We start from the raw sequence: 24,644 nt of genomic DNA, 5'->3' as shown, positions 1-24,644 counted from the left end.
AAGGCTGACGCCTAAAATGCTTGGCGACAGCCAAGTTTTCTAACAAAGAGAAGGGGAATACCATGATTACGTTCGAGAATATTACGATAAAGTATGACGATTTTACAGCGGTGGAGAATTTAAATTTTGAAGTGAAGGATGGCGAGTTTTTTACATTCCTGGGACCTTCTGGTTGTGGGAAAACTACTACACTAAGAGCATTGGTTGGATTAAATTATCCTACCTCAGGGAGAATTTTAGTAAATGGCAAGGATATAACGAAACTACCAACTGAAAAAAGAGATATAAAGATGGTTTTTCAAAGCTATGCGCTTTTCCCGACCATGACTGTATTTGAGAATATTGCATTTGGACCAAAAGTGAAAAAGTGGAAGAAGCAAAGTATTGAAGGAAAAGTGCACGAGATTGCGAGTAAGGTAGATCTTGATGTGAATCAGCTGCAAAAGAAAGTATCCGAGCTTTCTGGAGGTCAGCAGCAGCGAGTGGCGATTGCTCGTGCTCTTGTCAATGAGCCTTCGATCTTAGTATTAGATGAACCTTTATCCAACTTAGACGCGAAATTACGTGTGCAGCTTCGTAATGAATTAAAGCATCTGCAAAAAAACGTTGGCATCACGACGATCTATGTGACGCATGACCAAGAAGAAGCGTTAACTTTATCAGACCGAATTGCAGTATTTAATAAAGGGAAGATTGAGCAAATTGGTACGCCTGATGAAATTTATGAGCAATCTCTTTCGGAGTTTGTTTGTAATTTTATTGGGGATAACAATCAGCTTACCTCCCTAGTTTCTAAATATCCGGACCGTTTTTCTTTATTAAATCAAACGGATTTCAGTAAATTCTATTCTAGAATTGAAAGGTTGAAAATCATTCCAGAGAGTGATTCTTTTGATATGGCAAGTGATGAAGTAATGTTTGAAGGAGAAATCATTGATTTTGAATACTATGGTCTTTATACAAAGTATTCCATTATGGTGGAAGGGACAACATTGCATGCGGTTTCGAAGGAGAAGCTGCAAAAGGATATGATTGAAAATAAAAAAGTAAAAATCATTCTTAGTCAGAACGATATTCTGCAATATAAATAAGGAGGGTGAAACAGATGAATACACTAAAAAGCAATTGGTACCGCATTAATCCTATTACCGTTATTCTATCTTTTTTTATTGTATGGTTTGTATTTGCCTTCCTTATATATCCGAATGTCAATACCATCTACGAAACTTTCTTTGGAACGGGAACATTTTCATTGGAACCAGTGGAAAAACTGCTGCGTTCTGACAGGGCCATCGGCAGTATTCTAAATAGTATTCTGCTCGCATTTATATTGGTAGTTACCGTTAATCTTGTAGGAGTATCTTTAGTGCTATTTACAAATTACTTTGATATTAAGGGTGCTAATGTTTTAAAGATTAGTTATTTCTCCACGCTTGTCTATGGTGGTGTAGCATTAAACCTAGGTTATAAGCTTGTGTATGGAGAAAATGGCCCCATTACACAGTTTTTATTACAGCTTAATCCACACTGGAATGATAGCTGGTTTAGTGGGTTATTTGCTGTCGCTTTTGTTATGACGTTCGCATGTACTTCCAATCACATGCTGTTTCTATCAAGCGCCATGCGTAGTATTGATTATCAAACGATTGAAGCTGCGAAGAATTTAGGTGCTTCCCAATTTACGATTCTTACAAAAGTTGTATTACCTACATTAAAACCAACCCTTTTTGCTTTAACGATTCTTACGTTCTTAACTGGTTTGAGTGCAACTTCTGCACCGTTAGTATTTGGTGGAAGAGAGTTTGAGACGATAACACCAATGATACTAACCTTTGCTAATAGCTCAAGCTCCAAGGATTTGGCCACCGTATTAGCATTGGTGTTAGGGATCGTAACGATCATTGTTCTTACCTTTATGATTCGTTCAGAAGAGAAGGGAAATTACATATCGATATCCAAAACAAAAACCTCTATCGTGAAACAGAAAATCAATAATAAAGGATTAAATGTTCTCGTACATATCATTGCTTATGTATTATTTGTTATCTATTCTATGCCAGTGCTGGCTATCATTATATATTCCTTTACGGATTCATTAGCGATTTCATCTGGAATGATTAGTTTGGATAGCTTTACGATCGACAACTACCTGTTAACCTTTTCAAGCATAGAGGCTATCCGACCATATCTCATTTCACTCGTTTATGGCTTCTTGGGTTCCTTTATCGTTGTTGCCTTTTGTTTACTCTGTGCGTATTTAATGAAAATACATAATAACCTATTAACGAGGACACTTGACTATAGCTTGATGATTCCTTGGTTTTTACCATCTACACTGATTGCTGTTGGACTATCGGTTACATTTAATACAGGCCAATGGGTAGTCTTTAATCAGGTATTTACCGGCACACTTTGGTTACTGTTGTTTGGATATATTATTGTACATATCCCATTTACACTTCGTATATCCAAGTCCGCTTTCTTTGGAGTGAATCAGGAGGTTGAAGATGCAGCGAAGAATCTTGGAGCTAACGCCTTTTATACGTTTATCAAGGTCATTCTACCGATTATTATGCCTACTATTTTAGGAATATTCTCTTTAAACTTTATTGGTATTTTGCCAGATTATGACCTGACTGTCTTTCTATATCATCCGCTGTTTGAACCATTAGGTATTACGATTATGAATGCAACGGGTAACTCAGCTTCTGCAGATACGAAAGCACTAAACTTAGTATATACCGTTATCTTAATGATTCTGAATACGTTAATACTGACGACGGTATATGGAAATTGGCGCTTTATAAGGAAAAGAAAGAGGGGATAGTCTTGGAGTTATTAAAATTAGCAACATATAACATCCGCATGGAAACACCTGATGACAAAGAGGATTTATGGAAAAATAGAAAAGCCAATGTTATAAATATAATAGAAAACTATGATTTGGATATTATTGGCTTGCAGGAAGTAAAGGAAAGCCAACTCCGTGATCTGCAGAAACTAAAACAATACGCATCCTTTGGACTTGGAAGGTCTGAGGATGATGGGAATGAATATAATTCCATTCTTTATAAAAAAGAAAAATTTGATCTGATCGAATCCGATACCTTCTGGCTTTCTGAAACCATGCAATTGGAGGAAAAAGAAAAAAGATGGAATGCAGATTGCCCTAGAATATGTACGTGGGGGAAATTCCAAGTTAGAGAATCCGGTGAGGAATTTTATATATTCAATACGCACTTCGATCATAAAAGTGAAGAGGCAAGATATCAGTCAGCAAAATTAATCATGGATAAGCTAGAAGCATTAGATTGCCCTGTTGCAGTGATGGGAGATTTAAACGGAGAGCCTCACGAACGTTTATACCGAATATTTGCTGGAAATCTCCGTGATGCGGTTAGAGAATCGAAATATCATGTCGGGCCTCTAAAAACATGCACAGGTACAGGATTTAATCATCGCTTGGGCTGGGATGAATATCATCAGATTGATTATATTTTTGTAAACCGCTATTTTAATATTCATAAGACGGAAGTCATTACAGACAAATTTGATGGCAGATATCCATCAGACCATTTTCCGGTTCTTCTACATACTTCAATAGGAGGTAGTGATTAGTGTGATTCCATATGAGCGACATGAATATATTATTCGCAGAGTGAAGCAAACCCCCATCTATATTGCTGATCTTGCAAAGGAAATGAATGTATCTGAGATTACCGTCCGTCGAGATATTAAGCAATTAGAAGAGAAAGGCTTTATTGAACTAAAATATGGAGGGCTTGCAACGATTATTGATACAACAAAAGAAACCTCTATGAATAATCGTAAAATTCGCTATGTACACGAGAAAACATATATTGCTGATATTGCGGTCAGCCTCATAGAAGAGGGGGATATTGTTTTTATTGATTCAGGCTCTACAACCCAGCTGATGTTTGAGCGATATCCTGATATAGAATCCAGTGTTTTTACGAATGGGCTATCGAATGCTAATGTCGCTTTAGAGCGACAAATGAATGTTACCGTAATCGGTGGGGACCTTAAGCGGGAAACGATGGCAATGGTGGGCCCGCTTGCAATAGAAGCCATATCTAAGATCCATTTTGATAAAGTATTTCTGGGGACCAATGCATTAGACGCGGAACACGGAATTATGAATGCCGATCAAAATGAATCCTTGCTGAAAAGCTGGAGCATTAAGCATTCACGGGAAGCGTTCGTGCTTGCGGATTCATCAAAATTCAATCAGGTTTCACCATATAAATTTGCAGAAATAGATGATGTCACCGTCATTACAGATAAAATACCAGAGAAATATAAGGGATATGGCAATATTATAGATAGCATCCAGAAATAATCTTCCGGGGGAGGGTACACTAAATCCCTTTCCCTGTTTTTATAGAGAATTACTCCAATAAACTTCAAACTTGAACCGAATTGCCCCATTGTTGCTCAATCTCCTACGATAGTTGCTCTAATTTTATTAAAAGTTAATCCTTACCTTGAAAAAGTCGATCAAAATCAACTAAAGTTGCCCCACAATTAAGCTTGAGAGCTAAAAAATATCCCTAAATCTACCTCTTTTTATTTCTTTCATAAAATAAAATTTCAAATATACTCTTGTTTCTTAACATAAAATTATATAACCTAATAAATAAGGGGGGAGGCTATTGGGATACTTACTAGGAATCGATGGTGGTGGCACTAAAACCACAGCAATTCTATCAGACCAGAATGGGAAGGTGCTTGCTGAAGCAACTGCAGGGCCAACGAATTTACATTCGGCATCAAAAGCCCAGGTGGAGAGAACATTAAAAGGATTATGGCAAGCACTAAAGGGAAATAAGCAAAAAATAAAGGTCAGCCATGTATTTGCTGGAGTGGCAGGTACGGCTAATATCCAAAATCAAGAATGGGTTCTTCACTGTCTGCGAGACCTGTTATCTCCTCCTGCAACAATCAAGGTAGTACCAGACCCAATCAATGCTCTATATTCCGGCACTTATGGGGAACCTGGAATTGTTCAAATTTGCGGAACAGGCTCCATTACCTATGGGATTAACCAGCAATCTCAACATGACCGCACAGGAGGCTGGGGGTATCTGCTTGGAGATGAAGGGAGCGGTTATGATATAGGGAGACAAGGTGCCATGGCAGCGTTGAAAGCCTATGATGGGCGGGGGATGAATACATCGCTGACTAAGATGTTTTTTGAATATTTTAGGGTAACCCATCCACAGGAATTTCTTCAAAGAATCTATGCTTCACCATCACCTAAAAATGAGTTGGCTTCCCTTTCGAAACTGGTTTTTCAGGCTTACAAGGAAAAAGATACTGTTGCTGAGAAAATTATATTCCAAGCAGCAGATGAGATGGTATTAAGTATAGCAACTCTATACAATAAGTTATTTCATGGTACAGAAAAAATAAATCTGGTTTTAGCTGGCGGCATTTTTAGTGATAAGATTATATTTCCAAAAATTCTAGAAAAGGAATTAGCGGATTTTCCGCTTTCCATCATTCTTCCCATTCTCACTCCCGTTGCCGGCTCATTAATTGGAGCGTATAACATGAAAGAAGAACAGATTAACGAAACATTTATTGAAAATATCAACCAAACATTCATGATAGAGAGAAGGTAAATTTATGGGAGCAACAAATGGTGGACTTATTATGTTAAAAGAGATGGAAAACCGGCTACCCCCTTCAGAACAGAAAATAGCGCAATATATTCTCGAGAATCCGGAAGAGTCGATTTCTTTAACAGCTTTAGCTTTGGGAGAAAAAAGCCAAACGAGCAGTGCCGCTGTGATCAGGCTTTGCAAGTCACTTGGATTAAGCGGATTTCAGGAATTAAAGATTCGTGTTGCAGGTGATCTTCAAGAAAGAAGTAGGAACGAATACCATGATATTGAACCAAATGAAGGGTTTCAAACGATTATTAATAAGGTGACGGCGAACACGATTCAAACCCTGAAAGAAACCGGTGATATTTTAAGTGAAAAATGCTTAGAAGAAGCCGTACGCGTGGTGAGCCATGCTAAGTCCTGCATTTTCTTTGGAGTCGGAGCATCCTATCTTGCGGCAAAGGATGCGGAACAAAAATTTCTCCGCATTAATAAAAATGTCTATTCTTTCTCTGATATCCATCAAGCAGCAACGGTTATTGCGAACAAAGGACCAGAAGATGTTGTGATTGGCATCTCTTTTTCCGGAAACACCGAAGAGGTTGTTAAGCTACTGCAATTAGCAAAAGAGAAGAGTATTCCAACCATTAGTATTACAAAATATGGAAGTTCCAAGGTAAATAATCTGGCTGATATTCAGCTTTATACTTCTGCAGCAAAAGAAGCGATGATGAGAAGTGGGGCTACTTCCTCTCGCATTGCGCAATTGCATGTGATTGATATATTATTTATGTCACTTGCTTCTGCAGAGTATGAAGAAACGGTGAAACATCTAGAGGAAACGAGAGAAGCGATATCATTTATTAAACGTAATCAGTGATATCGCTTCTTTTTTATAACTATTAGTGAAATTTTATTACTAATAATATAAAATATATTGACAAAATAATTCAATTGTTTTTATAATAAGATAAATATTGGGAAAATTATTAATCTAAGTATCCTTAACGTAAGGGAGAAATGGTCTGTGAATCTGACAAAGCTAACGACGGAACAAAGAAATACGAATACGATGAATTTAGACAAGATGACCACGATTGACATTCTGAAGACGATTAATAAAGAAGACAAGCAAGTCGCTGAAGCAGTAGAAAATGTGTTGCCTGCAATTAATAAAGCAGTAGAGGAAATTTTTAAAGCGCTTTCAAATGGAGCGAGGTTATTCTATGTTGGAGCCGGGACAAGCGGCAGATTAGCCGTATTGGATGCCTCGGAATGTCCACCGACCTTTCTGACTCCTCCGGAAATGGTGCAACCGGTAATGGCTGGAGGAATGGGAGCTTTTCTCCAGGCGGTAGAAGGTGCGGAGGATGATGAACTGCAGGGAGAGGCAGATTTAAAGGAGAAGAAGTTTACCAATCAGGATGTTGTCATAGGAATAACGGCAAGTGGTAGAACGCCATATCCGATCGGCGCATTAAAATATGCACAGTCTATCGGTGCTTATACTATTTCTATCTCATCTAATAAAGAATCTGTTATTAGCACATATGCGGACTGCCCGATTGAGGTGGTTGTAGGGCCTGAGATTTTAACAGGGTCAACGCGCATGAAAGCAGGTACAGCGCATAAGATGATATTAAATATGATTAGTACAACAGTCATGGTTAAGATGGGTAAAGTCTATGAAAATCTCATGGTTGATTTAAACGCAAGCAATTACAAGCTGAAAGAACGTGCCAAACACACGGTAATGGAAGTGACGAATGTTACATACAGCGAGGCGGAGGCCACCCTGGAGGAGACTAATTATCAAGTGAAGCCTGCCATTATTATGATACAGGCAAAAGTAGATTTCCAAAGGGCCAGCGCTGCTCTTAAAAATAGCCGTGGCTATGTAAGGGAAGCTATCACGTATCTTAGTTAGGAAGCTTCATTAATAGTCTTATAAGTTGAACAACCTCTATAAGCTATTAATGTGTTTCACATATTAAAAATGAAAACAAGGGGGAAAAAAGCTTGAAAAAGATAAGCAGATGGTTACTGTTGTTAGCATTGTTTGCGCTTGTTTTTATGGCTGCATGTAATTCTGACGGGGAAGACGTTTCGAGCGAATCTGATGGAAACGCTGATGATTCTAGTGAATCTGAGTCAGGGGATGCGGCAAGTGAAGGCGGAGATGGAGAGATTTCCGGTGAGTTGGAGATTCAGTATTTCGTTGGAGGCTATGGGGATTCCTGGTGGAAAGAAGTCATTGCTGATTTCAATGAGCAATATCCTGATGTGACGATTGTAGAGCATGCAGGGCCAAATATTAATGAAGAAATGCGTTCACGCTGGGTTTCCAATGATCCACCTGATGTTGTTTACATTGACGGCGCAGGCTCTAGTGAGGCGCAAATGGTGGAAGATGGCCAGTTAATGAATCTATCAGACTGGGTGCAGGATATTGAATTAGAAAATGGGGATAAATTGGTTGATAGTTTTCTAGTTGATCCTGCTAGTTATGACGGTGATATTTATACATTGCCACTTGTGTTTGATACATGGGGAACTTGGTATGATAAAGCTTGGTTTGAAGAAAAAGGTTATGAAGTACCAGCCGATTTTGACAGCTTTATGAGTTCCATGGGGGCGATTAAAGATGAAGAAGGAATTGCTCCATTTGTAACAACAGGACAGCATCCATATTACTTCCTTCGTGGCGTACTATACCCAGCATTCTCAGCAGCGGGTGGGGAGGAATTATTAACTGACCTTATTACTGGTGCAGAGGGAGCATGGAGCAGTGATGTTACATTAGAAGTGATGAAGAAAGTAGAGAAAATGCAGCAGGAGGGCATGTTTGATTCTGGCTTAGGTGCCTTGAACCATACGCAATCACAAATGAACTTCTTATTGCATGATAATGCCTTTATTCCAGTAGGTTTCTGGCTGCCGAATGAAATGGCGAATGACATTCCAGATGGATTTGAATTTGGATTTATTCCTTCACCAATGCAGGATGCAGGGGAGCCATTTGCTATTGTTCCCGATTTAAGACCACTGGCGATTGCGGAAAATGCAGAGAACCCAGAAGCGGCAAAAGCATTTGTGGAGTTTGTCTTTACAAGAGATTATGCGATGTCCTTCTCTGAGCATACGGGTGCGATTATGAACCTGAATGGCGTGGATTTATCTGAGAATCCTAACGTTCCAGAATACTTAACAGAAGCGAATGCCATGATTAATGATCCAGAGCAGGTCAAACTTTATAATAAACCACATCCAATGAGTGCTGATTTAGAAACACCAATTGGAAATAATTTATTGTCCTTGATGCTTGGCAATATGACAGCTGAAGAGTTTGTCAAAGCAGCAGAGGAAGCTGCTGGTCAGTATCGCAGTGGGTTATAGGATGAGAAATGTGGAGTGTGAGGCACATCGTTGCCTCACGTTCCATCTACATAGAAAGAAGTGATGAAATGGTCCAATCTAAAAAACAAAAGTATATGTTTCTTGCTTTTTGTCTGGTGCCTACATTTGTTTTGTTTTCTATTTTTACTCTGTATCCTTTAGTCAGCGGATTATATTATTCTTTTTTTGATTGGTCGGGAGCTTCAGATAATAAGGAATTTATAGGACTTGGCAATTATGTACGATTATTTAACGATGCAATTATTCCGGATACGATTATTCATGATTATTTTCTTGTAGTAACGAAAGTAATCGGTATTATGATTCTAGCCTTATTTTTTGCCGTTGCACTGACACAATTGAAAATTAAAGAGGCACCACTTTACCGGATCGTGTTTTTCTTTCCAAATATTATGTCGGTGGTTGTTATTGGGATTCTCTGGATGTTTATCTACAATCCGAGTCTTGGCTTAGTCAATTCTGGATTAGGTTTCCTTGGACTCGAACAGTATGCCAGACCTTGGCTAGGTGATGAGAATTGGGCGTTGCCAAGTCTTGTCCTTCCTTCCGTGTGGGCCGGAATCGGTCTATTTATGCTCGTGTTAATGGGGGCTATTTCAAATATATCGAAAAGCTTCTACGAGGCAGCCGAAATAGACGGAGCAACGAAATGGCAGCAATTCTGGAGAGTAACGGTTCCACTTATCTGGCCACAAATAAAAATCTGTATTTTATATATTGTTATTACAACCTTAAATGGTTCGTTTGTCATTGTACAGGTTATGACAGGTGGAGGACCGAATAATTCTACCCATGTAATGGGCTCCTATTTATATCAGCAGGCTTTTGTGCAATTTAACTTTGGATATGGGGCAGCCATCGGTGTTATGATTTTAGTTCTCTCATTAATTACGGTGGTGATCCTGCAATTCATTTTACGAAGAGATAAGATTGAGTACTAATTAAAGGAAAGGGGGAAAATCATGAAACAGACTGTCGGACAGATACTCGGAAAAGCAGGTATCCGGATACCTTTAATTTTATGGTCTTTGGCTGTGTTATATCCTATTTTTTGGATGTTTCTTGGCTCCTTTAAATCCAATGCGGAAATATATCGAAATCCATGGGGTTTCCCAGAGACGATGAACTTTCAAAATTATATTGATGCCTGGGCAAACTATGGTATCGGCACAAGTGTGATCAATAGCCTAATCGTCACTCTAGTAGGAACTGCCTTAACATTGGTGCTTGCCATTCCAACTTCTTATGCGATTGAGCGGGTAAATTTTCGTGGTAGTCATTTGCTCTTTATGCTTTATGTTTCTGCGATGATGATTCCTATGGTTCTTGGGTGGATTCCATTGTTTTTCTTATTAATGGATTTAAATTTGCTCGATAATATCTTCGGACTGGCCATTGTGTATGCCGTCAGCCAGCTGCCATTTACGATATTTATCTTAACTACTTTTATTAGTACGATTCCAAGATCCTTGGAAGAGGCTGCGGCCATTGATGGGATGTCTCCTTACGGTGTACTGTGGAAAATCATTACCCCGCTTAGCATGTCTGGAATCATCACCGTCACGATCATGAATGCCATCCAGTTTTGGAACGAATACTTTATGGCGCTAATTTTCCTGCAAAATAGCAAGAATTATACGCTTGCATTAGCAATTGACTTTATTAGTAATGAAGCACAATATACCAATGCATGGGGGACCTTGTTTGCAGGGCTTGTGATTGCAACGGTGCCTGTCATCGTACTTTATGCGATTTTCCAGCGGAGAATTACGAAAGGGATGGCAGAGGGTGCGATAAAAGGGTAATCGCCTTTTCCTAGGGGAGGGCGATTTTTTTTTAGCTGGATTTGGTAGATTTGTAAGGGAGGACAAGATGGTTGAGGATGGAGCGAGTATTGATAAGAGAAGCGTAACGTCAGGAGAAAGGTTCTAGTTCTTAATTGTAGAGGGGAGTGACTTCGATTAAAAAGACTTGGTGGACAAAGGCTTGAGTATTGGTGGAATGGGGTGACTTTTCGAATAATGGTGTAAGTTTATGCACAAGAGGAGCAACATTCAGGGAGAATGGAGCAAGTTTTCATGGTTACCCAGCAACAATGAAGTGAATTAGAGTAACTTTTAATATTGACCGAGCGAGAATAAATTGGGTGGAGCAAGTCTAACGAAGTCACCCCCTTCTAGCAAAAGCTGCGCAAACTTTACCGAAAGTCACCCTGCTTTTCAATAAAGTTGCACTGGTTCATACAGAAGTTGCTATAAGACCTTTGAAAGTTAACCCATAACCAAGAAAATTACGCGTGAATAAACAAAAACACTCGAAATTCACAAAAGTCGCCCCAGTCCTGAGTATTCCTGCCCCAATCCCAAAAAGCGGAACAAAAAAGGACGCTACTCACGCGTCCTTTCCTAACTTAATAAATCAAATAGTCTTTTCTAACTTTCTCAAATTCCTTCAGTTCTTTCTTCCATTGTTTTTCCATATCCTTCACACTTTCTCCATTCTCAATAGCTTCACGAATCCAGCCATTACCAATCAGATTATCAAAGAAAGAGATGCCTGCACTGTTTTCCGCTCTAAACTGGAAGTCTTCGGGATACATATCGTGTAATGTCTTTACAATATGAAGCCCAGTCTCGATTGGTTTGTATGCCTTCTTATTCGTCACATGAATTTGCACTCCGTGACTTAATGTTCCGCTATGCTTCGAGATAGAAGGGGTAAAGGAAGCAGCTCGGAATTTAACCCCCGGCAAGTCCAATTTATTTAATGCAGCCGCAAATTCCGTACTATTCACAAAAGGAGCGCCAATGAACTCAAATGGTTTAGTTGTGCCTCGGCCTTCGGATACATTTGTCCCTTCAATTAGTGCAGCCCCTGGATAAACGACAGCCGTTTCAAGGGTTGGCATATTGGGTGAAGGCAGGACAAATTCTAATTTCGTGTCATCATAATACATATTTCGGTTCCAGCCTTCCATTTCCACTACCGTTAAATCAGCACCGATTTCAAATTCTTCATTAAACAATTGTGCTAACTCTCCAACCGTCATCCCGTGGCGTAGTGGAATTGGATAATTTCCGACAAAGGAAGCATATTTCGTTTCTAAAACCGGTCCTTCGACTTTATGACCTCCTAGAGGATTTGGGCGGTCAAGTACGATAAATTCCTTTCCGTTCTCTGCTGCAGCTTCCATTGCATAGGCCATCGTGTAAATATACGTATAGAAGCGTGTACCAACATCCTGAATATCAAATAACAGAACATCTACATTCTCAAGCATTTCCGGTGTTGGCTTTCTTGTTTGACCGTAAAGACTGTATACGGGAAGTCCTGTTGTTTCGTCCGTGTAGAATTCCACATATGCTCCTGCTTGTGCATCCCCGCGTACGCCGTGCTCTGGACCATAAAGGGCAGTCAATTCTACATCAGGGTCATTATGCAGGCGGTCGACAATACTGTTTAATTCCTTGTCTACTCCAGTGGGGTTGGTAATCAATCCAACCCGTTTCCCTTCAATTAGATCCTTTTGATCATTGAGCAAAACCTCTACCCCTAATTGTAATTCCTTCTTGCCTTTTCCTTTGCCATTTGAGTTTCCTTTATCGGCCATGACAGCTGTCAATGAGCTGAGCACCAATAATACGGTTGCGAATACAATCATTAATTTTTTCATCTCATATACTCCCCCTAGTTAATAAGATAAGCCGTGACCAAATTCATATAAAGTTTCCCCAGCTTGGCTTGGAATCGTTATTGGCAATAAGCCTGTTGGGTTGTTATCACCAAAAATGGTTGCGGCAGTTGCTTTAAAGCTTGCATCTCTAAATCCGTATTGTGCCAGATAAGCATCAATCTCTGGGAATGCCATAATGTCATATGGATTTCGGATCCCTACAGCAATCACAGGAGCATCCAGATTCTCAATAACTTGATTAATCATTTGCATTTGCGAGCTGTTTGGTGAGCGGCCGTTAACGTTGGACGTATGAGAGCCAATAATCACCGCATCGGCTTCCTCTTGCAGATACTTCAGCTGTGCAGCGCTTAAAGGTCCGGATGCTGAAATCAACTCTGTTTTTGAATGATGTGCTCTTATAGCATCGTAAAGGCTATCTCGATACGTATTGCCAATCACTACAATGTTATCACCTGCATTTACTTGGAGTGGGAGAGCATCTTCATTCTTCACCAGCGTAATGGAACGTTCTGCTGCTTCTTTTTCGACCTTTTTATGTTCCTGTGAACCTACAACCTGCTCTGCGTTCGCAACGATTTCTTCAATTGGTGCAGGAGTTTCTTCTTTGATAATTCCGCGTTCAATTTTTAGCGTTAAGATTCGTTTCACAGATTCTTCTATTCTTTCTTCTGTAATCTCCCCTGTTTCCACAGCATTCAATAATCCATCTGCAACTTCCTCAAGTCCAACAGGCATAAGAACAATATCTGTTCCCGCATTTACTGCACGAATCACGGCATCGACTGGACCAAAATGATCCTGAATGGCAAGCATATTTAATGCATCGGTAATAATCACACCGTCATATCCCATTTCCTCGCGCATTAATCCAGTTAGTACTTTATGAGAAAGGGTCGCAGGCAAAGAAATTTCCGTTCCATCCTTTTTGGAGATCACTTTTGTGTCATCAATTTTCGGGAAGGTAACATGGGCAGTCATAATCGCATCGATCCCACTATCCATTGCTTGCTGGAAAGGATAGAGCTCCACTTCAAGCAGACGTTCTTTGTCATGTGGAACTTCTGGTAAACCTAAATGAGAGTCGACAGCTGTGTCTCCATGACCAGGAAAATGCTTAGCGGTCGCCGCTACGCCGGTGCTCTGCAAACCTCTTGTATAAGCCAGCCCCATCTCTGCCACTAGCTCTGGCGATTCACCAAAAGACCTGACTCCAATAACAGGATTATCGGGATTGTTATTCACATCAAGAACAGGTGCCAAGTTCATATTAATACCAAGTGCTTCCAGTTCTTCTCCAATGACTCTTCCTACGTTTTCTGCAATTTCAGGTGAACGTGTGGCCCCAAGTGCCATATTTCCCGGCATGTCTGTTCCAGATTGAAGACGGGTTACAATTCCCCCCTCTTGGTCAATGGTCATGAGTAATCCATACTTTTCAGCAGCATCTTGATAAGCAGCTACAAGTCTTGCTGTTTGTTCTGTTGTGACCACATTCTCCCGGAAAAGAATAATGCCGCCGAGATGATATTCCTGAATAAGCTGTTCAATTTCTGGAAGCATTTCTGTTACATTTTTTCCGTTATAGTTTCTAAAATCTGGCATCAGCATCTGTCCGATTTTCTCTTTTAATGTCATCCCTGCGATTGCCTGATCAATGACGTTATATCGGTCACCCTTCTGTTTGACGATCTCTAATCCTGAAGGCTTCTGGTGAACAGCGATTTCATCATGAAATGTGCCAGCCTCTACAGTGATGAAGGAGCGTCCATTTTGACCAGTGAGGGTGACTACTCCATCCTCATCTACAGTTGCGACATTTTTGTTTTTTGAATGCCACTTCACGTTTTCAGTTACTTCTTTAAAATGACCATCCTGATAAATGTGAAGACCGTTTAACTGAATTTGATTTTCTTCTGCATTTACCGTCATTTCTGGAATGTTTTGAGAAATAATGACATCTTTAATTTGACTGGAGTCTTCTGCATGAACAGTTGTTTTTGCCATACTAAATGAGCTTAGGAGTAACGTGCCAATGGTGAATAGGATAAAACTCATTTTTAATCTATTATTCATTTTTAATCCTCCTAAGTTTTTAATGATTTCTTTCTTCCCAACCTTTAGAAACCAAGTCTAATGGAGTACCATTTAAACGTACATTAGTGACATACCATCCGCGTCCATTTACTCCGCCATCTGTTACATAACGGAAACGAATATGGGTTGTGTCAGCAGGAAGGGTAAATTCTTCGGTCTTCCAATCCAGACTGCTGCCAGTATATCTGTTTATAGCATTCCAATTTTCTCCATCATTGGAAACCTCGATGATACCGTTATCATAACCTTGTTCGATACGATACCAGGTGTTAAAGGATAAAGTAGAAGCTTTGTCTATTTCCACTTCAGCTGTCAATGTCTTGTTCAACCTGTCTCCATATCCGGAGAACCATGCATTCTTGTTGTTTGGTGTAGAAACTGGGATAGCATCTGCCACTAGCCTTGCAAATTGTTGCCGTGCTGGATTAGTTGAAACCGTTTGACGTGATGGATGTACACGGTTTGTTAAAAGAATGGCGATGGTGTCATTGCTTTGATTAATAACAATAGAAGTTCCAGTGTATCCTGTATGCCCAATAGAGGAGGCCTCAGATAAAGCATCCATATACCATCCTTGTGATAATTCCCAGCCTAGGCCATGCTCATTTCCCGGAAACTCTGGGATCTGATTTTCGGTTAGGAGCTTGACGGTTTCCGGTTGTAAAATTCGTTTTCCACCATATCTGCCTTCATTGACATACATATGGGCTAAGATGGCCAAATCACTAGCGGTAGAAAATACTCCTGCATGGCCAGCCACACCATCTAAAGACCAAGCATTTTCATCATGAACTTGTCCCCAAACCAGCCCCCGATTCGTCGAAGGTTGATATTCGGTTGCGGCAATCCGCTGTTTTAATGTTTCAGGCGGGTTATACATGGTGTCATTCATCCTTAAGGGCTGTGTGATCTTTTCATAAACAAATTGGTCTAGACCTTGTCCAGAAAGACGTTCTACTAATGCACCCAGCGTAATCATATTCAAGTCACTGTAGGTGTATTTTTTCCCTGGTTCGTTAGTTAATGGATACTGAAAAACATATTGAAGTCGTTCATCTCGATTCTCTCCGATGGTGTAAAGCGGAGCCCATGCTGTGAATCCCGAAGTATGTGTCATGAGCTGGCGAATGGTTACCTCTTCTTTCCCATTTTCAGCAAATTCCGGGATATAATCTGCGACAGGGTCGTCCAGCTGAAAGTGACCGTCTTCATATAAAATCATGGCAGCTGTTGTGGTAAAAATCTTACTAATGGATGCAAGGTCGAAAATCGTATCTTTCTTCATTTCAATTGGCTCATCGGTCACTGTTTTATCATCCTCATATAAATAAGAATACCCATATGACTCGTGCTGTACAATATGCCCCCTTCTGGCAACAAAGGTGACTGCGCCCGGCATCGTCCCGCTTTCGATAAACGATTGGATTACCGGATCTATCTTCAGTAAAGGACCTTCTATCATTCCTGCACCTCCTATCGAACCAGGATGTAGTACGGGTGATGAGGGAGGTTGATTTCCCCATGAAAACGCTGGATGGAAGTGTGATGTTAAATCTTTTTTAGTCTCTTTTTCGATGGAAGGCTCGAAAGAAGTTGTGTCAGCGAAAACAGAGCCTGCTGGATGAATCAGCAAAGCGGAAGCTAAAAGAACTGATATTGATCCGTAGATAAAAGTGCATTTAACCGCTTTCATTCTTCTCCTCCTTTCTTTAGTTTTTTTTAAAGAAAATAGTGAATTATGCAAAAAATAATGGTTGTACTATAAAAATACAAAGAAACTGGCCAATTGTCTATCGAGCATTAGTCCTATAAATGGAAAGCAATTATCATTATATGAGATACACGATGTTATTATGAAGCAATCTTGGTTCGTTAATCGTAGAAATTTGTGATGGGAGAGAGTGATTAACCAATGGAAAATCCAAGAATAAAGGCATCTCATCGTACATACAAGAATAAGTGAAACTAACTATCCATATCTTTTGCTATAATAAACATTATAAGTAAAAAAGGGGGAGTCATTTTGTTAAATAATATATATAAGAAGATAGATGAATTATATCCGGAAACAGTAGAGCGCAGAAGGTATTTACATCAATACCCGGAGCTTTCTTTTCAAGAGATGAAGACAGCACAATATATCGCTGACTTTTATGAGGAGCTTGGAATCCCTTATAGAACGAAAGTTGGGGGAAATGGAGTTATCGCTACATTGAAGGGCGGGAAACCAGGAAAAACGGTTGGACTAAGAGCGGACTTTGATGCGTTGCCAATTCAGGATAAGAAAGATGTGGAGTATAAATCTAAAGTGCCTGGTGTTATGCATGCTTGTGGACATGATGGCCACACCTCAACCTTGCTAACGCTGGCAAAAGTCATGAAAGAATTTCAGGATGAACTGCCTGGAACGATTGAGTTTATTCACCAGCATGCAGAAGAACAAGTGCCTGGTGGTGCAATTGCAATTGTGGAGTCCGGTGCGCTTGATCATATAGATGCGATTTTTGGGACACATCTTTGGGCAACTACGCCACTTGGCAAGCTGCAGATTACAAGAGATGTTTTCATGGCTGGTGCGGACCGGTTTGAAATTACCATTAAGGGACAGGGAGGACATGGGGCTTACCCACATGAAACAAAGGATTCCATAGTAATTGGTGCACAGCTTATTACAGAACTCCAGCAAATTGTTAGCAGAAGGATTGACCCACTGGAAACTGCTGTTCTTTCTGTTGGTTCTTTTCACGCAGGTGATACCTTTAATGTCATTGCTGATTCGGCAAAAATCATTGGTACGGTAAGATATCTTAATGTTAGTATTCAGGAACAAATCATTAAAGAAATAGAGAAAATAATCAAAGGGGTATGTGTTGCAAGTGAAGCTTCTTATGAGTTTAACTACAGCAAAGGATATCCGCCAGTAGTGAATCACAAAGAAGAGGCATTGCTGGTAATGGATGCTGCTGCTAAAGTAGATGAGTTGCACACGATTGAAGAGATGAAGCCATCAATGGGTGGCGAGGATTTCGCTTATTACCTGATGAAAAAACCCGGCGCATATTTCTTTACAGGTGCGAATAAAGAAGGCCATGACTACCCACATCATCATCCAAAATTTGATTTCGATGAGCGAGCAATGCCAATCGCTGCCAAAACACTAATCAGTGCATATTTTGAGTTTCAAAATAGATAAAGAGCAAGGCTGGGACATAACTAAATGTTTTAATCCAAAAGACAAACGAAGCACCAAGTTAGTGGAGGAAATATACGTAGACTCCTCGAAAAAGAAAAGCACTTTTTCTTCGTGCGATGTATCGCTGCCGAAGCCTTCCTTGTCCTGCGGGAAAAGCAACAAGCGAAGACCCCGCAGGAAGTGCGAAAGGTTCAAAGGCTAAGATCGCCCCTCCCTGGGGCAACGCCTTTATGACCAACGTCCTGTTGGCCCGAGGCTGAGACGTTGCCCGCGGAAAGCGAAGTATATTTCCGGAACGGTATTTCTCCACTAAGCATCTTTTCTTTTGATAAAACACTTTTGTCCCAGCCTCCATTTAAGGTTAACTGAGCCTTATATCCAATTCATACCCTTGTAATGCGATCACTTAGTGGAGGATGAAGGGAGCCCCCCACTGAGTGAAGTTCACTTTATTTTTACGTAATAATTCGTAGGATTACTCATCTCTGCTGAACAAATCCCTTGTATAAATCTTTTCTTCAACATCCTTTAATTCTTTAGACATACGGTTAGCTACAATAACATCACTTATTTGCTTAAATTCCTCAAAGTCACTCATTACTCTGGAGTTGTAGAAGCTTTCTTCCTTTAATGCCGGTTCATAAACAACCACTTCGATTCCTTTTGCTTTAATGCGTTTCATGACTCCCTGTATGGAAGATTGTCTGAAATTATCCGAATCCATCTTCATGGTAAGGCGATAAATACCAACAATGGTTGGGTTGCGCTTTAAAATCATTCTTGAGATATGATCCTTTCTAGTTGCATTGGCGTCCACAATTCCTTTGATAATATTATTTGGCACATCTTCATAGTTAGCCAGCAGTTGTTTCGTATCTTTTGGCAGGCAGTAACCGCCATATCCAAAGGATGGGTTATTGTAGTGTGTGCCAATTCGTGGATCGAGTCCGATTCCTTCAATTATATGCTTGGTATTCAATCCTCTAATTTCCGCATAGCTGTCAAGCTCATTAAAGAAAGCAACACGCATAGCAAGGTAAGTATTGGCAAATAATTTTATTGCTTCTGCTTCTGTAGAATTAGTAAACAAAACGGGAACCTCTTCTGTAATTGCACCTTCAACTAGTAGATCAGCGAATGTTCTTGCCCTGGTGGACTCTTCGCCAACAATGATTCGGGACGGGTGAAGATTATCATATAATGCTTTTCCCTCTCTAAGGAATTCCGGGGAAAATATAATATTTTTTGTGTGGAACGTTTCCTGCACTTTTGCCGTATATCCAACCGGCACCGTGGATTTAATCACCATAACAGCCTCAGGATTAATTTCTAATACATTCAGAATGGCAGCTTCAACAGAACTCGTGTCAAAATAGTTTCTCACTGGGTCATAGTTGGTAGGTGTCGAAATGATTACATAATCCGCATCCTGATGGGCTTCTTTTGGATCTGTTGTCGCTCTAAGGTTTAATTCTTTGTTTATAAGATAATCCTGAATCATTTCATCAACTATTGGAGATTTTTTCCCATTAATCATTCTCGCTTTTTCTTCTATGATGTCCAGGGCAACCACCTCATGGTGCTGTGCTAGAAGTACGGCATTTGACAGACCTACGTAACCTGTTCCTGCTACGGAAATTTTCATCGGAATCCTCCTGAAAGAGAAATTTATTATATGAGGTAGAATGTCTGGATGTCAATTATTTTGTTAAGAATATTATACAATATCAGAATAATTTTTGCGGCAAATAAATTTGACTTCGTTTTTGTTTCCTGCTTTGGTTTCGTGTTATAGTAGGAACCATAACTTCAAAAATCATAATATAAAAGAGATAAAGTACTTCACTCTGTGGAGTTTCAAACGCCTGTTAACCTGCAATAATTAGAAGGTTTATAATGATAATTTTGAGGGAAGCTATTAAGTAACAGGGTTAAGGGGTAGGTAAAATTGATTAGTGTTGTGCTAGTGGAAAATAGCCAGATATTCTTGGACGGCACTATAGCATTGCTTGAAAAAGAGGAAGGGATTCAGGTAAGTGGATTTGCAGTAAATCATAAAGATGCCGTTCTTGAAATAGAGGAAAAAATGCCTGATGTCATATTAGTTGATACAGCTATGCCAAATGAAGATGGTATGAAAACAATTTTGTATATCAAAAAGAACCATCCAAATATAAAAGTGATTGTTGTAACTGCTTTCATGGTGGAAGAGCAGGTATTTAGAGCGATAAATTGTGGTGTGGATGGATATTTGGTTACCAGTCAACTCGCTGGTTCATTAGGACGCGTCATTCGTGAAGTATATCAAGGTGAAACAACTATTTCTGGAGACGTGGCGCGATTGCTTACATCAAGAATAAAGGAATTAAGCCTAAATAAGAAGGAACTATTTGAAAGACGTATGAAGGATTTTCATCCTCAATTAACAAATAGAGAAATAGAAATTGCTTATCTTCTGTTGCAGGACTATACGAACACGCAAATCTCTAATAAGCTATACATAAGTAATGGTACAGTAAAGAATTACATAAGTGAAATTTATAATAAAATCCATATTCACAATCGAAAAGAAGCGGTCGAATATTTACGTGACATTGTCAAGATGTAAGATAATCAGCCATTAATGGGAATAATTATTGCTTGATGAGTGACTATATGCTTGGGACCTCTGCTATCTTGGTCAATTATTTTATAACTAAGATTTTATATATGCATTAATTTGTAAGAAATATTGGGATTTCTGCTTTAACTAAATAAGTAGAAATCCTTTTTCTGTGGCTGGGAATAACCTAGAGTATACAAGATATTGTTGCTCGCCTTGAAAAAGTGCACATATTAAGCTGTGATCATCTCTCCCAAGCCTCCACATACCTATGCTAAAATATTACTAAAAATTAATATTGTGCAGGAGGCTATTTTGAAAAAAAGATATTGGTTTATTGGTATTTTTATTCTATTTGTAATGATAGTGGTAATATTTCTCCGCTTTGGTGGAGTGTGGCTTGTAGCTGAGGATAATATTGAAGAAGTGGATAATGCAGTGATTGTTCTATTAATGGGAAGTGTTGCAGATCGTGCTTTGGGTGCTGCTGACCTATATGAGCAGGTGGAGGCAGAGCAGATTTTTATAGTTCGGTCACATATCACTGGCTATGAAGAACTGCAGCAAAGAGGTATTAGCCTAACAGGGGATGCAGACAACAGTAAAAAGGTTCTTATCGAGACTGGTGTACCAGAAGAGGACATCACGATTGTGCCAGGGGATGCGCAAAGTACGAAAGATGAAGCAATGGAGATTGCGGAATTTTTAAAGGGTAAACAGGACGTGGATACGATACTTCTTGTCACCTCCAAATATCATTCCCAACGATCCAAACTTATCTTTAACAAGACATTGAAGGAGTTTGATATTGATATCTATTCTGTGCCTACGCCATATGATCCTTATCAAGCAAGGGGCTGGTATAAGGACCGAGAAGATATTCAACGTGTTGCCACGGAATATTTAAAACTGGCCCATTATTTTTTCTTAGAGCAATTCCAAATAAATAATAGTAAAAATTAGTAGAAAAACAAGTTATGCACATAAAGGTGGAATTATACTCCCCAAAGAGAAGCGAAGTGAAGGTTCTCTGTTTAAAGGTAACGAAACAGAGAACCGTTCCATTTCTATTGATCTGCTTCTTTTTCTAGCTCTTCGAAAGATTTCACTTTCCCGTGCGGATTATTTGCTTGTTTTCGTCCTTTCCACTCACGCTCTTGTTGTCGTTTTGATTTTGACATTTTATTAACTCCTTTCCTGTCAGAGCTTTACCCTTTGCTTCTTAACTTCCTGATTTCCTTCGCTTTTTCCTTATGTGCCTTATTTGCAGCAGCACTGCCACTTATTTCTTTAGAGAATTCAGTATCTGTTTTACTGGAATCGAATCCTTTTTTATTTTTTTGTTGGGGATCATTCTTTTTTGTTCGTTTTGCCATGTAATTCCCTCCTTTTCTGATTTAGTATGGGAATTGTGCTATGAATTATACTTTTTAGTAAAGCGTCTCTAGGCTCTCAGCCTATATTTAATTACATGCCATATATAGAGAATTAAAGAGTGAAATTAATGCTTGCTGTAAGGGATAAGTATTCGATTGAGCGCAGATCTTTTCCAAATGGCTTTGCCAGATGCAGAAAGAAGCTAGATAGTGTTGAATGATGCTGTTTCATAAGAAGAGGTGGATTTCTTATTAAGAAATCCACCTCTTTTTATTACAGATCCTACAGGTCCGTATCAAGGAAACCAAGCTCTATTGGTTGATAATTATTAATCAGATACAAATTGTTCCATAAGGAAGGGAGAAAGCACTCATATAATTCGGTCACGAAATAAATTAAATGTAAACAGATTTAAGAAAACTTTACAAACTAAAGTGAGAGTGTATTGGAATTCCCCATGAAAAATCCATTATTTAAAGCTTAAATGGGATTATCTACAACCGACCTATACAATTAGTGCAAGATTACAGTATACCACGAAGTTTCCCGATAACGATCATTAAAAGCAAATTTACATATAATTTATTTCTCGTTAATACTCCTCTGATAGCATGATAACTGTAATCATAGGAAATTAGATGGAGGAACAAATAATGGATATTCGATTGAATAACCTTACCATGGTTTTTGATGATATAACAGCAGTAGATCAAATCACAACAACAATCAAGGATGGCGAGCTTGTTTCCTTACTGGGACCAAGTGGCTGCGGGAAAAGCACAACTTTAATGCTCTTGTCTGGCTTATATAAACCTACTTCAGGACAAATCTTCTTTGGTGATCAAGATGTAACGAAGATGGATGCGGAGAAACGCGGAATTGGGATGGTGTTTCAGAATTATGCTCTTTATCCCCATTTATCTGTGTTAAAAAATATAATGTTTCCTTTAAAAATGAAAAAAGTTCCAAAAAAGGAAGCGATGGAACGGGCAAAGGAAATGGCAGAATTAGTGCAAATCGGACATTTGCTTGATCGGAAGCCTGGTCAGCTGTCTGGTGGGCAACAGCAGCGTGTGGCCATTGCACGAGCCTTGGTGAAAAAGCCAAATGTCCTGCTATTGGATGAACCATTATCCAATCTGGATGCAAGACTGCGTCTGGAGATGCGCGAAGAAATCCGTCGCATTCAGCAGGAGGTAGGGATTACTGCCGTATTCGTGACACACGATCAGGAGGAAGCGCTGAGCATTTCCGACCGTGTCATGCTGATGAAGAGTGGTGTCATTCAGCAGGAATCAAGGCCGCAGGAGATGTATAAACGCCCTGAAAATGAGTTTGTGGCATCTTTTTTGGGTAATCCACCAATTAATCTATTGACCATGAAGAAAATAGAGAATGGCTACCAGCTGGAAAAATCGGCCCATTCTCTCTTATTTTCTAATTTAGCTACCTATCCGAAATCCATAAGAGTTGGGATTCGTCCAGAGGATTTCTTTGTGACGAAGGACAACCCGCGATTTACAGGGGAGATTATTCATATTGAGACGATTGGAAGAGATACTTTAATCCGCATGCAAATTGGTGATACAACCATTCGAGCGCTAGTTGACCCTGTTCATCAATTAAAGGTAGGTGCCACATGTGGGCTGGACGGGAAGGAAGAAAACATTCACTTTTTTGACTCGGCTTCTGGCCAACGGATTGAAACAGTGGAAAGGGGCGAAAAGCATGCTTGAGAAGCCTACCTGGAAGAGCACGCTTAAAGGATTTCTATACCTTTTACCCGCACTGCTTATTTTGATTATCTTTAATATTTATCCGATTATCCGCTCCTTTCTGATGAGCTTTTATACCGATTATGACTATTTTAACGACATTGTTCATGAATATGGATTCGATAATTTTATTGCGATTTTTCAGGACCCCAACTTTATAACAGCATTGAAAAATACTGGTATTTTTGTACTTGGGGTTGTTCCGATATCGATTTTCCTATCCATGGGGATTGCTGTACTTTTAAATAATAAAATTAAGCTTGCTGGCTTCTTTCGGACAATTTACTTTCTGCCATTTGTAACCTCTGTTGTTGCGGTATCGATAGTCTGGAGCTGGATTTATCACTCTGACTATGGTCTTTTAAACTACTTTCTAGGCTGGTTTGGTATAGACCCGATTGCTTGGCTGAACGATCCGAATTATGCGATGCCGGCACTTATCATCATGAGTATTTGGAAAGGGTTAGGGTTTAATATCATTATCTTTTTAGCCGGTTTACAGAATATCGGAGAGCAGTATTACCTTGCTGCAAAAGTGGACGGGGCCTCTGCTTGGAAAAGATTTACGAATATTACGCTCCCCCTTTTATCACCAACGATATTTTTCGTATCAATTATTTCTATTATTAATGGATTTAAAGTGTTTGATGAGGTCTTTGCGCTTTTCAATGGTCGACCAGGACCAGCAAACAGTGCATTAACCGTGGTGTACTATATCTATCAGAAATTCTATGAAGAATGGCAATTTGGCTTGGCCTCTACAGCCGCGTTCGTTCTGTTTATCATTATCTTTATTTTTACGATTATTCAGCTTGTGATTGGTCGCCGATTTGTTCATTACAATTAAGGAGGGATTCAC

21 protein-coding genes are annotated in these 24,644 nt (G+C 39.5%); 15 read left to right on the top strand and 6 right to left on the bottom strand.

Features of this window, described 5'->3' with window-relative positions; translation table 11 throughout:
- Positions 1 to 62: 62 nt before the first annotated feature.
- From D8M04_RS07260 to D8M04_RS07215, 10 genes are all read left to right on the top strand, one after another.
- Positions 63 to 1,091, top strand: a complete 1,029-nt coding sequence (locus D8M04_RS07260) for an ABC transporter ATP-binding protein (RefSeq protein ID WP_121522235.1) — start codon at positions 63 to 65, stop codon at positions 1,089 to 1,091.
- Between the two features lie 14 nt (positions 1,092 to 1,105).
- Positions 1,106 to 2,827: an ABC transporter permease gene (locus D8M04_RS07255; protein ID WP_121522234.1), complete on the top strand. Its 1,722-nt coding sequence runs from the start codon at positions 1,106 to 1,108 to the stop codon at positions 2,825 to 2,827.
- 2 nt (positions 2,828 to 2,829) lie between these two features.
- Complete coding sequence (locus D8M04_RS07250) at positions 2,830 to 3,618, top strand: endonuclease/exonuclease/phosphatase family protein (protein WP_121522233.1); 789 nt, start codon at positions 2,830 to 2,832, stop codon at positions 3,616 to 3,618.
- The gene (locus D8M04_RS07245) at positions 3,611 to 4,360 is read left to right on the top strand and encodes a DeoR/GlpR family DNA-binding transcription regulator (protein ID WP_121522232.1); all 750 of its coding nucleotides are present in this window, start codon (positions 3,611 to 3,613) and stop codon (positions 4,358 to 4,360) included. The genes D8M04_RS07250 and D8M04_RS07245 overlap by 8 nt, the downstream gene beginning before the upstream one ends.
- 313 nt (positions 4,361 to 4,673) lie before the next feature.
- Positions 4,674 to 5,645, top strand: a complete 972-nt coding sequence (locus D8M04_RS07240; RefSeq protein ID WP_121522231.1) for an N-acetylglucosamine kinase — start codon at positions 4,674 to 4,676, stop codon at positions 5,643 to 5,645.
- Between the two features lie 4 nt (positions 5,646 to 5,649).
- Positions 5,650 to 6,510: a MurR/RpiR family transcriptional regulator gene (locus D8M04_RS07235; protein WP_121522230.1), complete on the top strand. Its 861-nt coding sequence runs from the start codon at positions 5,650 to 5,652 to the stop codon at positions 6,508 to 6,510.
- Between the two features lie 147 nt (positions 6,511 to 6,657).
- Entirely contained in the window at positions 6,658 to 7,557 is a 900-nt protein-coding gene (murQ, locus tag D8M04_RS07230; protein WP_121522229.1) for an N-acetylmuramic acid 6-phosphate etherase, read from the top strand.
- Positions 7,558 to 7,703: 146 nt separating this feature from the next.
- Positions 7,704 to 9,026 (top strand): ABC transporter substrate-binding protein, encoded by a 1,323-nt coding sequence (locus D8M04_RS07225; RefSeq protein WP_121522398.1) that lies wholly within the window; start codon positions 7,704 to 7,706, stop codon positions 9,024 to 9,026.
- 68 nt (positions 9,027 to 9,094) lie between these two features.
- Positions 9,095 to 9,988 (top strand): carbohydrate ABC transporter permease, encoded by an 894-nt coding sequence (locus D8M04_RS07220; RefSeq protein WP_121522397.1) that lies wholly within the window; start codon positions 9,095 to 9,097, stop codon positions 9,986 to 9,988.
- A gap of 21 nt (positions 9,989 to 10,009) precedes the next feature.
- A complete protein-coding gene (locus D8M04_RS07215) occupies positions 10,010 to 10,852 on the top strand; it encodes a carbohydrate ABC transporter permease (protein WP_121522228.1) in 843 nt (280 codons plus the stop codon).
- 605 nt (positions 10,853 to 11,457) lie between these two features.
- Here D8M04_RS07215 and D8M04_RS07210 read toward each other — a convergent pair.
- From D8M04_RS07210 to D8M04_RS07200, 3 genes are read right to left on the bottom strand one after another with little or no spacing between them, the layout of a single operon-like run.
- On the bottom strand, positions 11,458 to 12,720 hold the full coding sequence (locus D8M04_RS07210; protein WP_121522227.1) for an exo-beta-N-acetylmuramidase NamZ family protein: 1,263 nt from the start codon (positions 12,718 to 12,720) through the stop codon (positions 11,458 to 11,460).
- An 18-nt stretch (positions 12,721 to 12,738) separates the two neighbouring features.
- Positions 12,739 to 14,799, bottom strand: a complete 2,061-nt coding sequence (locus D8M04_RS07205; protein ID WP_425464008.1) for a glycoside hydrolase family 3 protein — start codon at positions 14,797 to 14,799, stop codon at positions 12,739 to 12,741.
- A gap of 37 nt (positions 14,800 to 14,836) precedes the next feature.
- Positions 14,837 to 16,531 carry a serine hydrolase domain-containing protein gene (locus tag D8M04_RS07200; protein WP_121522225.1) on the bottom strand — a complete coding sequence of 565 codons (1,695 nt, stop codon included), beginning with the start codon at positions 16,529 to 16,531 and terminating at the stop codon, positions 14,837 to 14,839.
- A gap of 330 nt (positions 16,532 to 16,861) precedes the next feature.
- On the opposite strand from D8M04_RS07200, the gene D8M04_RS07195 reads away from it, so the two are divergent.
- The gene (locus D8M04_RS07195; RefSeq protein ID WP_121522224.1) at positions 16,862 to 18,031 is read left to right on the top strand and encodes a M20 metallopeptidase family protein; all 1,170 of its coding nucleotides are present in this window, start codon (positions 16,862 to 16,864) and stop codon (positions 18,029 to 18,031) included.
- Between the two features lie 475 nt (positions 18,032 to 18,506).
- Here the strand turns inward: D8M04_RS07195 and D8M04_RS07185 are convergent, their stop codons facing one another.
- Positions 18,507 to 19,676, bottom strand: a complete 1,170-nt coding sequence (locus D8M04_RS07185; protein WP_121522222.1) for a nucleotide sugar dehydrogenase — start codon at positions 19,674 to 19,676, stop codon at positions 18,507 to 18,509.
- Between the two features lie 303 nt (positions 19,677 to 19,979).
- Here D8M04_RS07185 and D8M04_RS07180 point away from each other — a divergent pair, with 303 nt between their 5' ends.
- Together D8M04_RS07180 and D8M04_RS07175 are read left to right on the top strand one after the other, a co-directional pair.
- A complete protein-coding gene (locus D8M04_RS07180) occupies positions 19,980 to 20,639 on the top strand; it encodes a response regulator transcription factor (RefSeq protein ID WP_121522221.1) in 660 nt (219 codons plus the stop codon).
- A 309-nt stretch (positions 20,640 to 20,948) separates the two neighbouring features.
- A complete protein-coding gene (locus D8M04_RS07175) occupies positions 20,949 to 21,596 on the top strand; it encodes a YdcF family protein (RefSeq protein ID WP_121522220.1) in 648 nt (215 codons plus the stop codon).
- 104 nt (positions 21,597 to 21,700) lie between these two features.
- On the opposite strand, the gene D8M04_RS20250 is transcribed toward D8M04_RS07175, so the two are convergent.
- Together D8M04_RS20250 and D8M04_RS20165 are read right to left on the bottom strand one after the other, a co-directional pair.
- Positions 21,701 to 21,814 carry a DUF6254 family protein gene (locus D8M04_RS20250; RefSeq protein WP_222928577.1) on the bottom strand — a complete coding sequence of 38 codons (114 nt, stop codon included), beginning with the start codon at positions 21,812 to 21,814 and terminating at the stop codon, positions 21,701 to 21,703.
- 27 nt (positions 21,815 to 21,841) lie between these two features.
- Entirely contained in the window at positions 21,842 to 22,009 is a 168-nt protein-coding gene (locus tag D8M04_RS20165) for a hypothetical protein (protein ID WP_187695419.1), read from the bottom strand.
- Positions 22,010 to 22,663: 654 nt separating this feature from the next.
- Here D8M04_RS20165 and D8M04_RS07170 point away from each other — a divergent pair.
- Entirely contained in the window at positions 22,664 to 23,746 is a 1,083-nt protein-coding gene (locus D8M04_RS07170) for an ABC transporter ATP-binding protein (RefSeq protein WP_121522219.1), read from the top strand.
- Positions 23,739 to 24,632, top strand: coding sequence for a carbohydrate ABC transporter permease (locus D8M04_RS07165; RefSeq protein WP_121522218.1), 894 nt, complete (start codon positions 23,739 to 23,741; stop codon positions 24,630 to 24,632). The genes D8M04_RS07170 and D8M04_RS07165 overlap by 8 nt, the downstream gene beginning before the upstream one ends.
- The last annotated feature ends 12 nt before the right edge of the window (positions 24,633 to 24,644 follow it).

Origin of the sequence: Oceanobacillus piezotolerans, from assembly GCF_003665065.1 — a bacterium.
Classification (GTDB): domain Bacteria; phylum Bacillota; class Bacilli; order Bacillales; family Amphibacillaceae; genus Oceanobacillus; species Oceanobacillus piezotolerans.
This window is presented reverse-complemented; position numbering and strand designations above follow the sequence as displayed.

Excerpts from the sequence above, each read along its gene's own strand:
- D8M04_RS07260 (WP_121522235.1), top strand. The coding sequence starts at position 63 with ATGATTACGTTCGAGAATATTACGATAAAGTATGACGATTTTACAGCG.
- D8M04_RS07255 (WP_121522234.1), top strand. The coding sequence starts at position 1,106 with ATGAATACACTAAAAAGCAATTGGTACCGCATTAATCCTATTACCGTT.
- D8M04_RS07235 (WP_121522230.1), top strand. The coding sequence starts at position 5,650 with ATGGGAGCAACAAATGGTGGACTTATTATGTTAAAAGAGATGGAAAAC.
- D8M04_RS07225 (WP_121522398.1), top strand. The coding sequence starts at position 7,704 with ATGGCTGCATGTAATTCTGACGGGGAAGACGTTTCGAGCGAATCTGAT.
- D8M04_RS07220 (WP_121522397.1), top strand. The coding sequence starts at position 9,095 with ATGGTCCAATCTAAAAAACAAAAGTATATGTTTCTTGCTTTTTGTCTG.
- D8M04_RS07215 (WP_121522228.1), top strand. The coding sequence starts at position 10,010 with ATGAAACAGACTGTCGGACAGATACTCGGAAAAGCAGGTATCCGGATA.
- D8M04_RS07210 (WP_121522227.1), bottom strand. The coding sequence starts at position 12,720 with ATGAAAAAATTAATGATTGTATTCGCAACCGTATTATTGGTGCTCAGC.
- D8M04_RS07205 (WP_425464008.1), bottom strand. The coding sequence starts at position 14,799 with ATGAGTTTTATCCTATTCACCATTGGCACGTTACTCCTAAGCTCATTT.
- D8M04_RS07200 (WP_121522225.1), bottom strand. The coding sequence starts at position 16,531 with ATGAAAGCGGTTAAATGCACTTTTATCTACGGATCAATATCAGTTCTT.
- D8M04_RS07185 (WP_121522222.1), bottom strand. The coding sequence starts at position 19,676 with ATGAAAATTTCCGTAGCAGGAACAGGTTACGTAGGTCTGTCAAATGCC.
- D8M04_RS20250 (WP_222928577.1), bottom strand. The coding sequence starts at position 21,814 with ATGTCAAAATCAAAACGACAACAAGAGCGTGAGTGGAAAGGACGAAAA.
- D8M04_RS20165 (WP_187695419.1), bottom strand. The coding sequence starts at position 22,009 with ATGGCAAAACGAACAAAAAAGAATGATCCCCAACAAAAAAATAAAAAA.
- D8M04_RS07170 (WP_121522219.1), top strand. The coding sequence starts at position 22,664 with ATGGATATTCGATTGAATAACCTTACCATGGTTTTTGATGATATAACA.
- D8M04_RS07165 (WP_121522218.1), top strand. The coding sequence starts at position 23,739 with ATGCTTGAGAAGCCTACCTGGAAGAGCACGCTTAAAGGATTTCTATAC.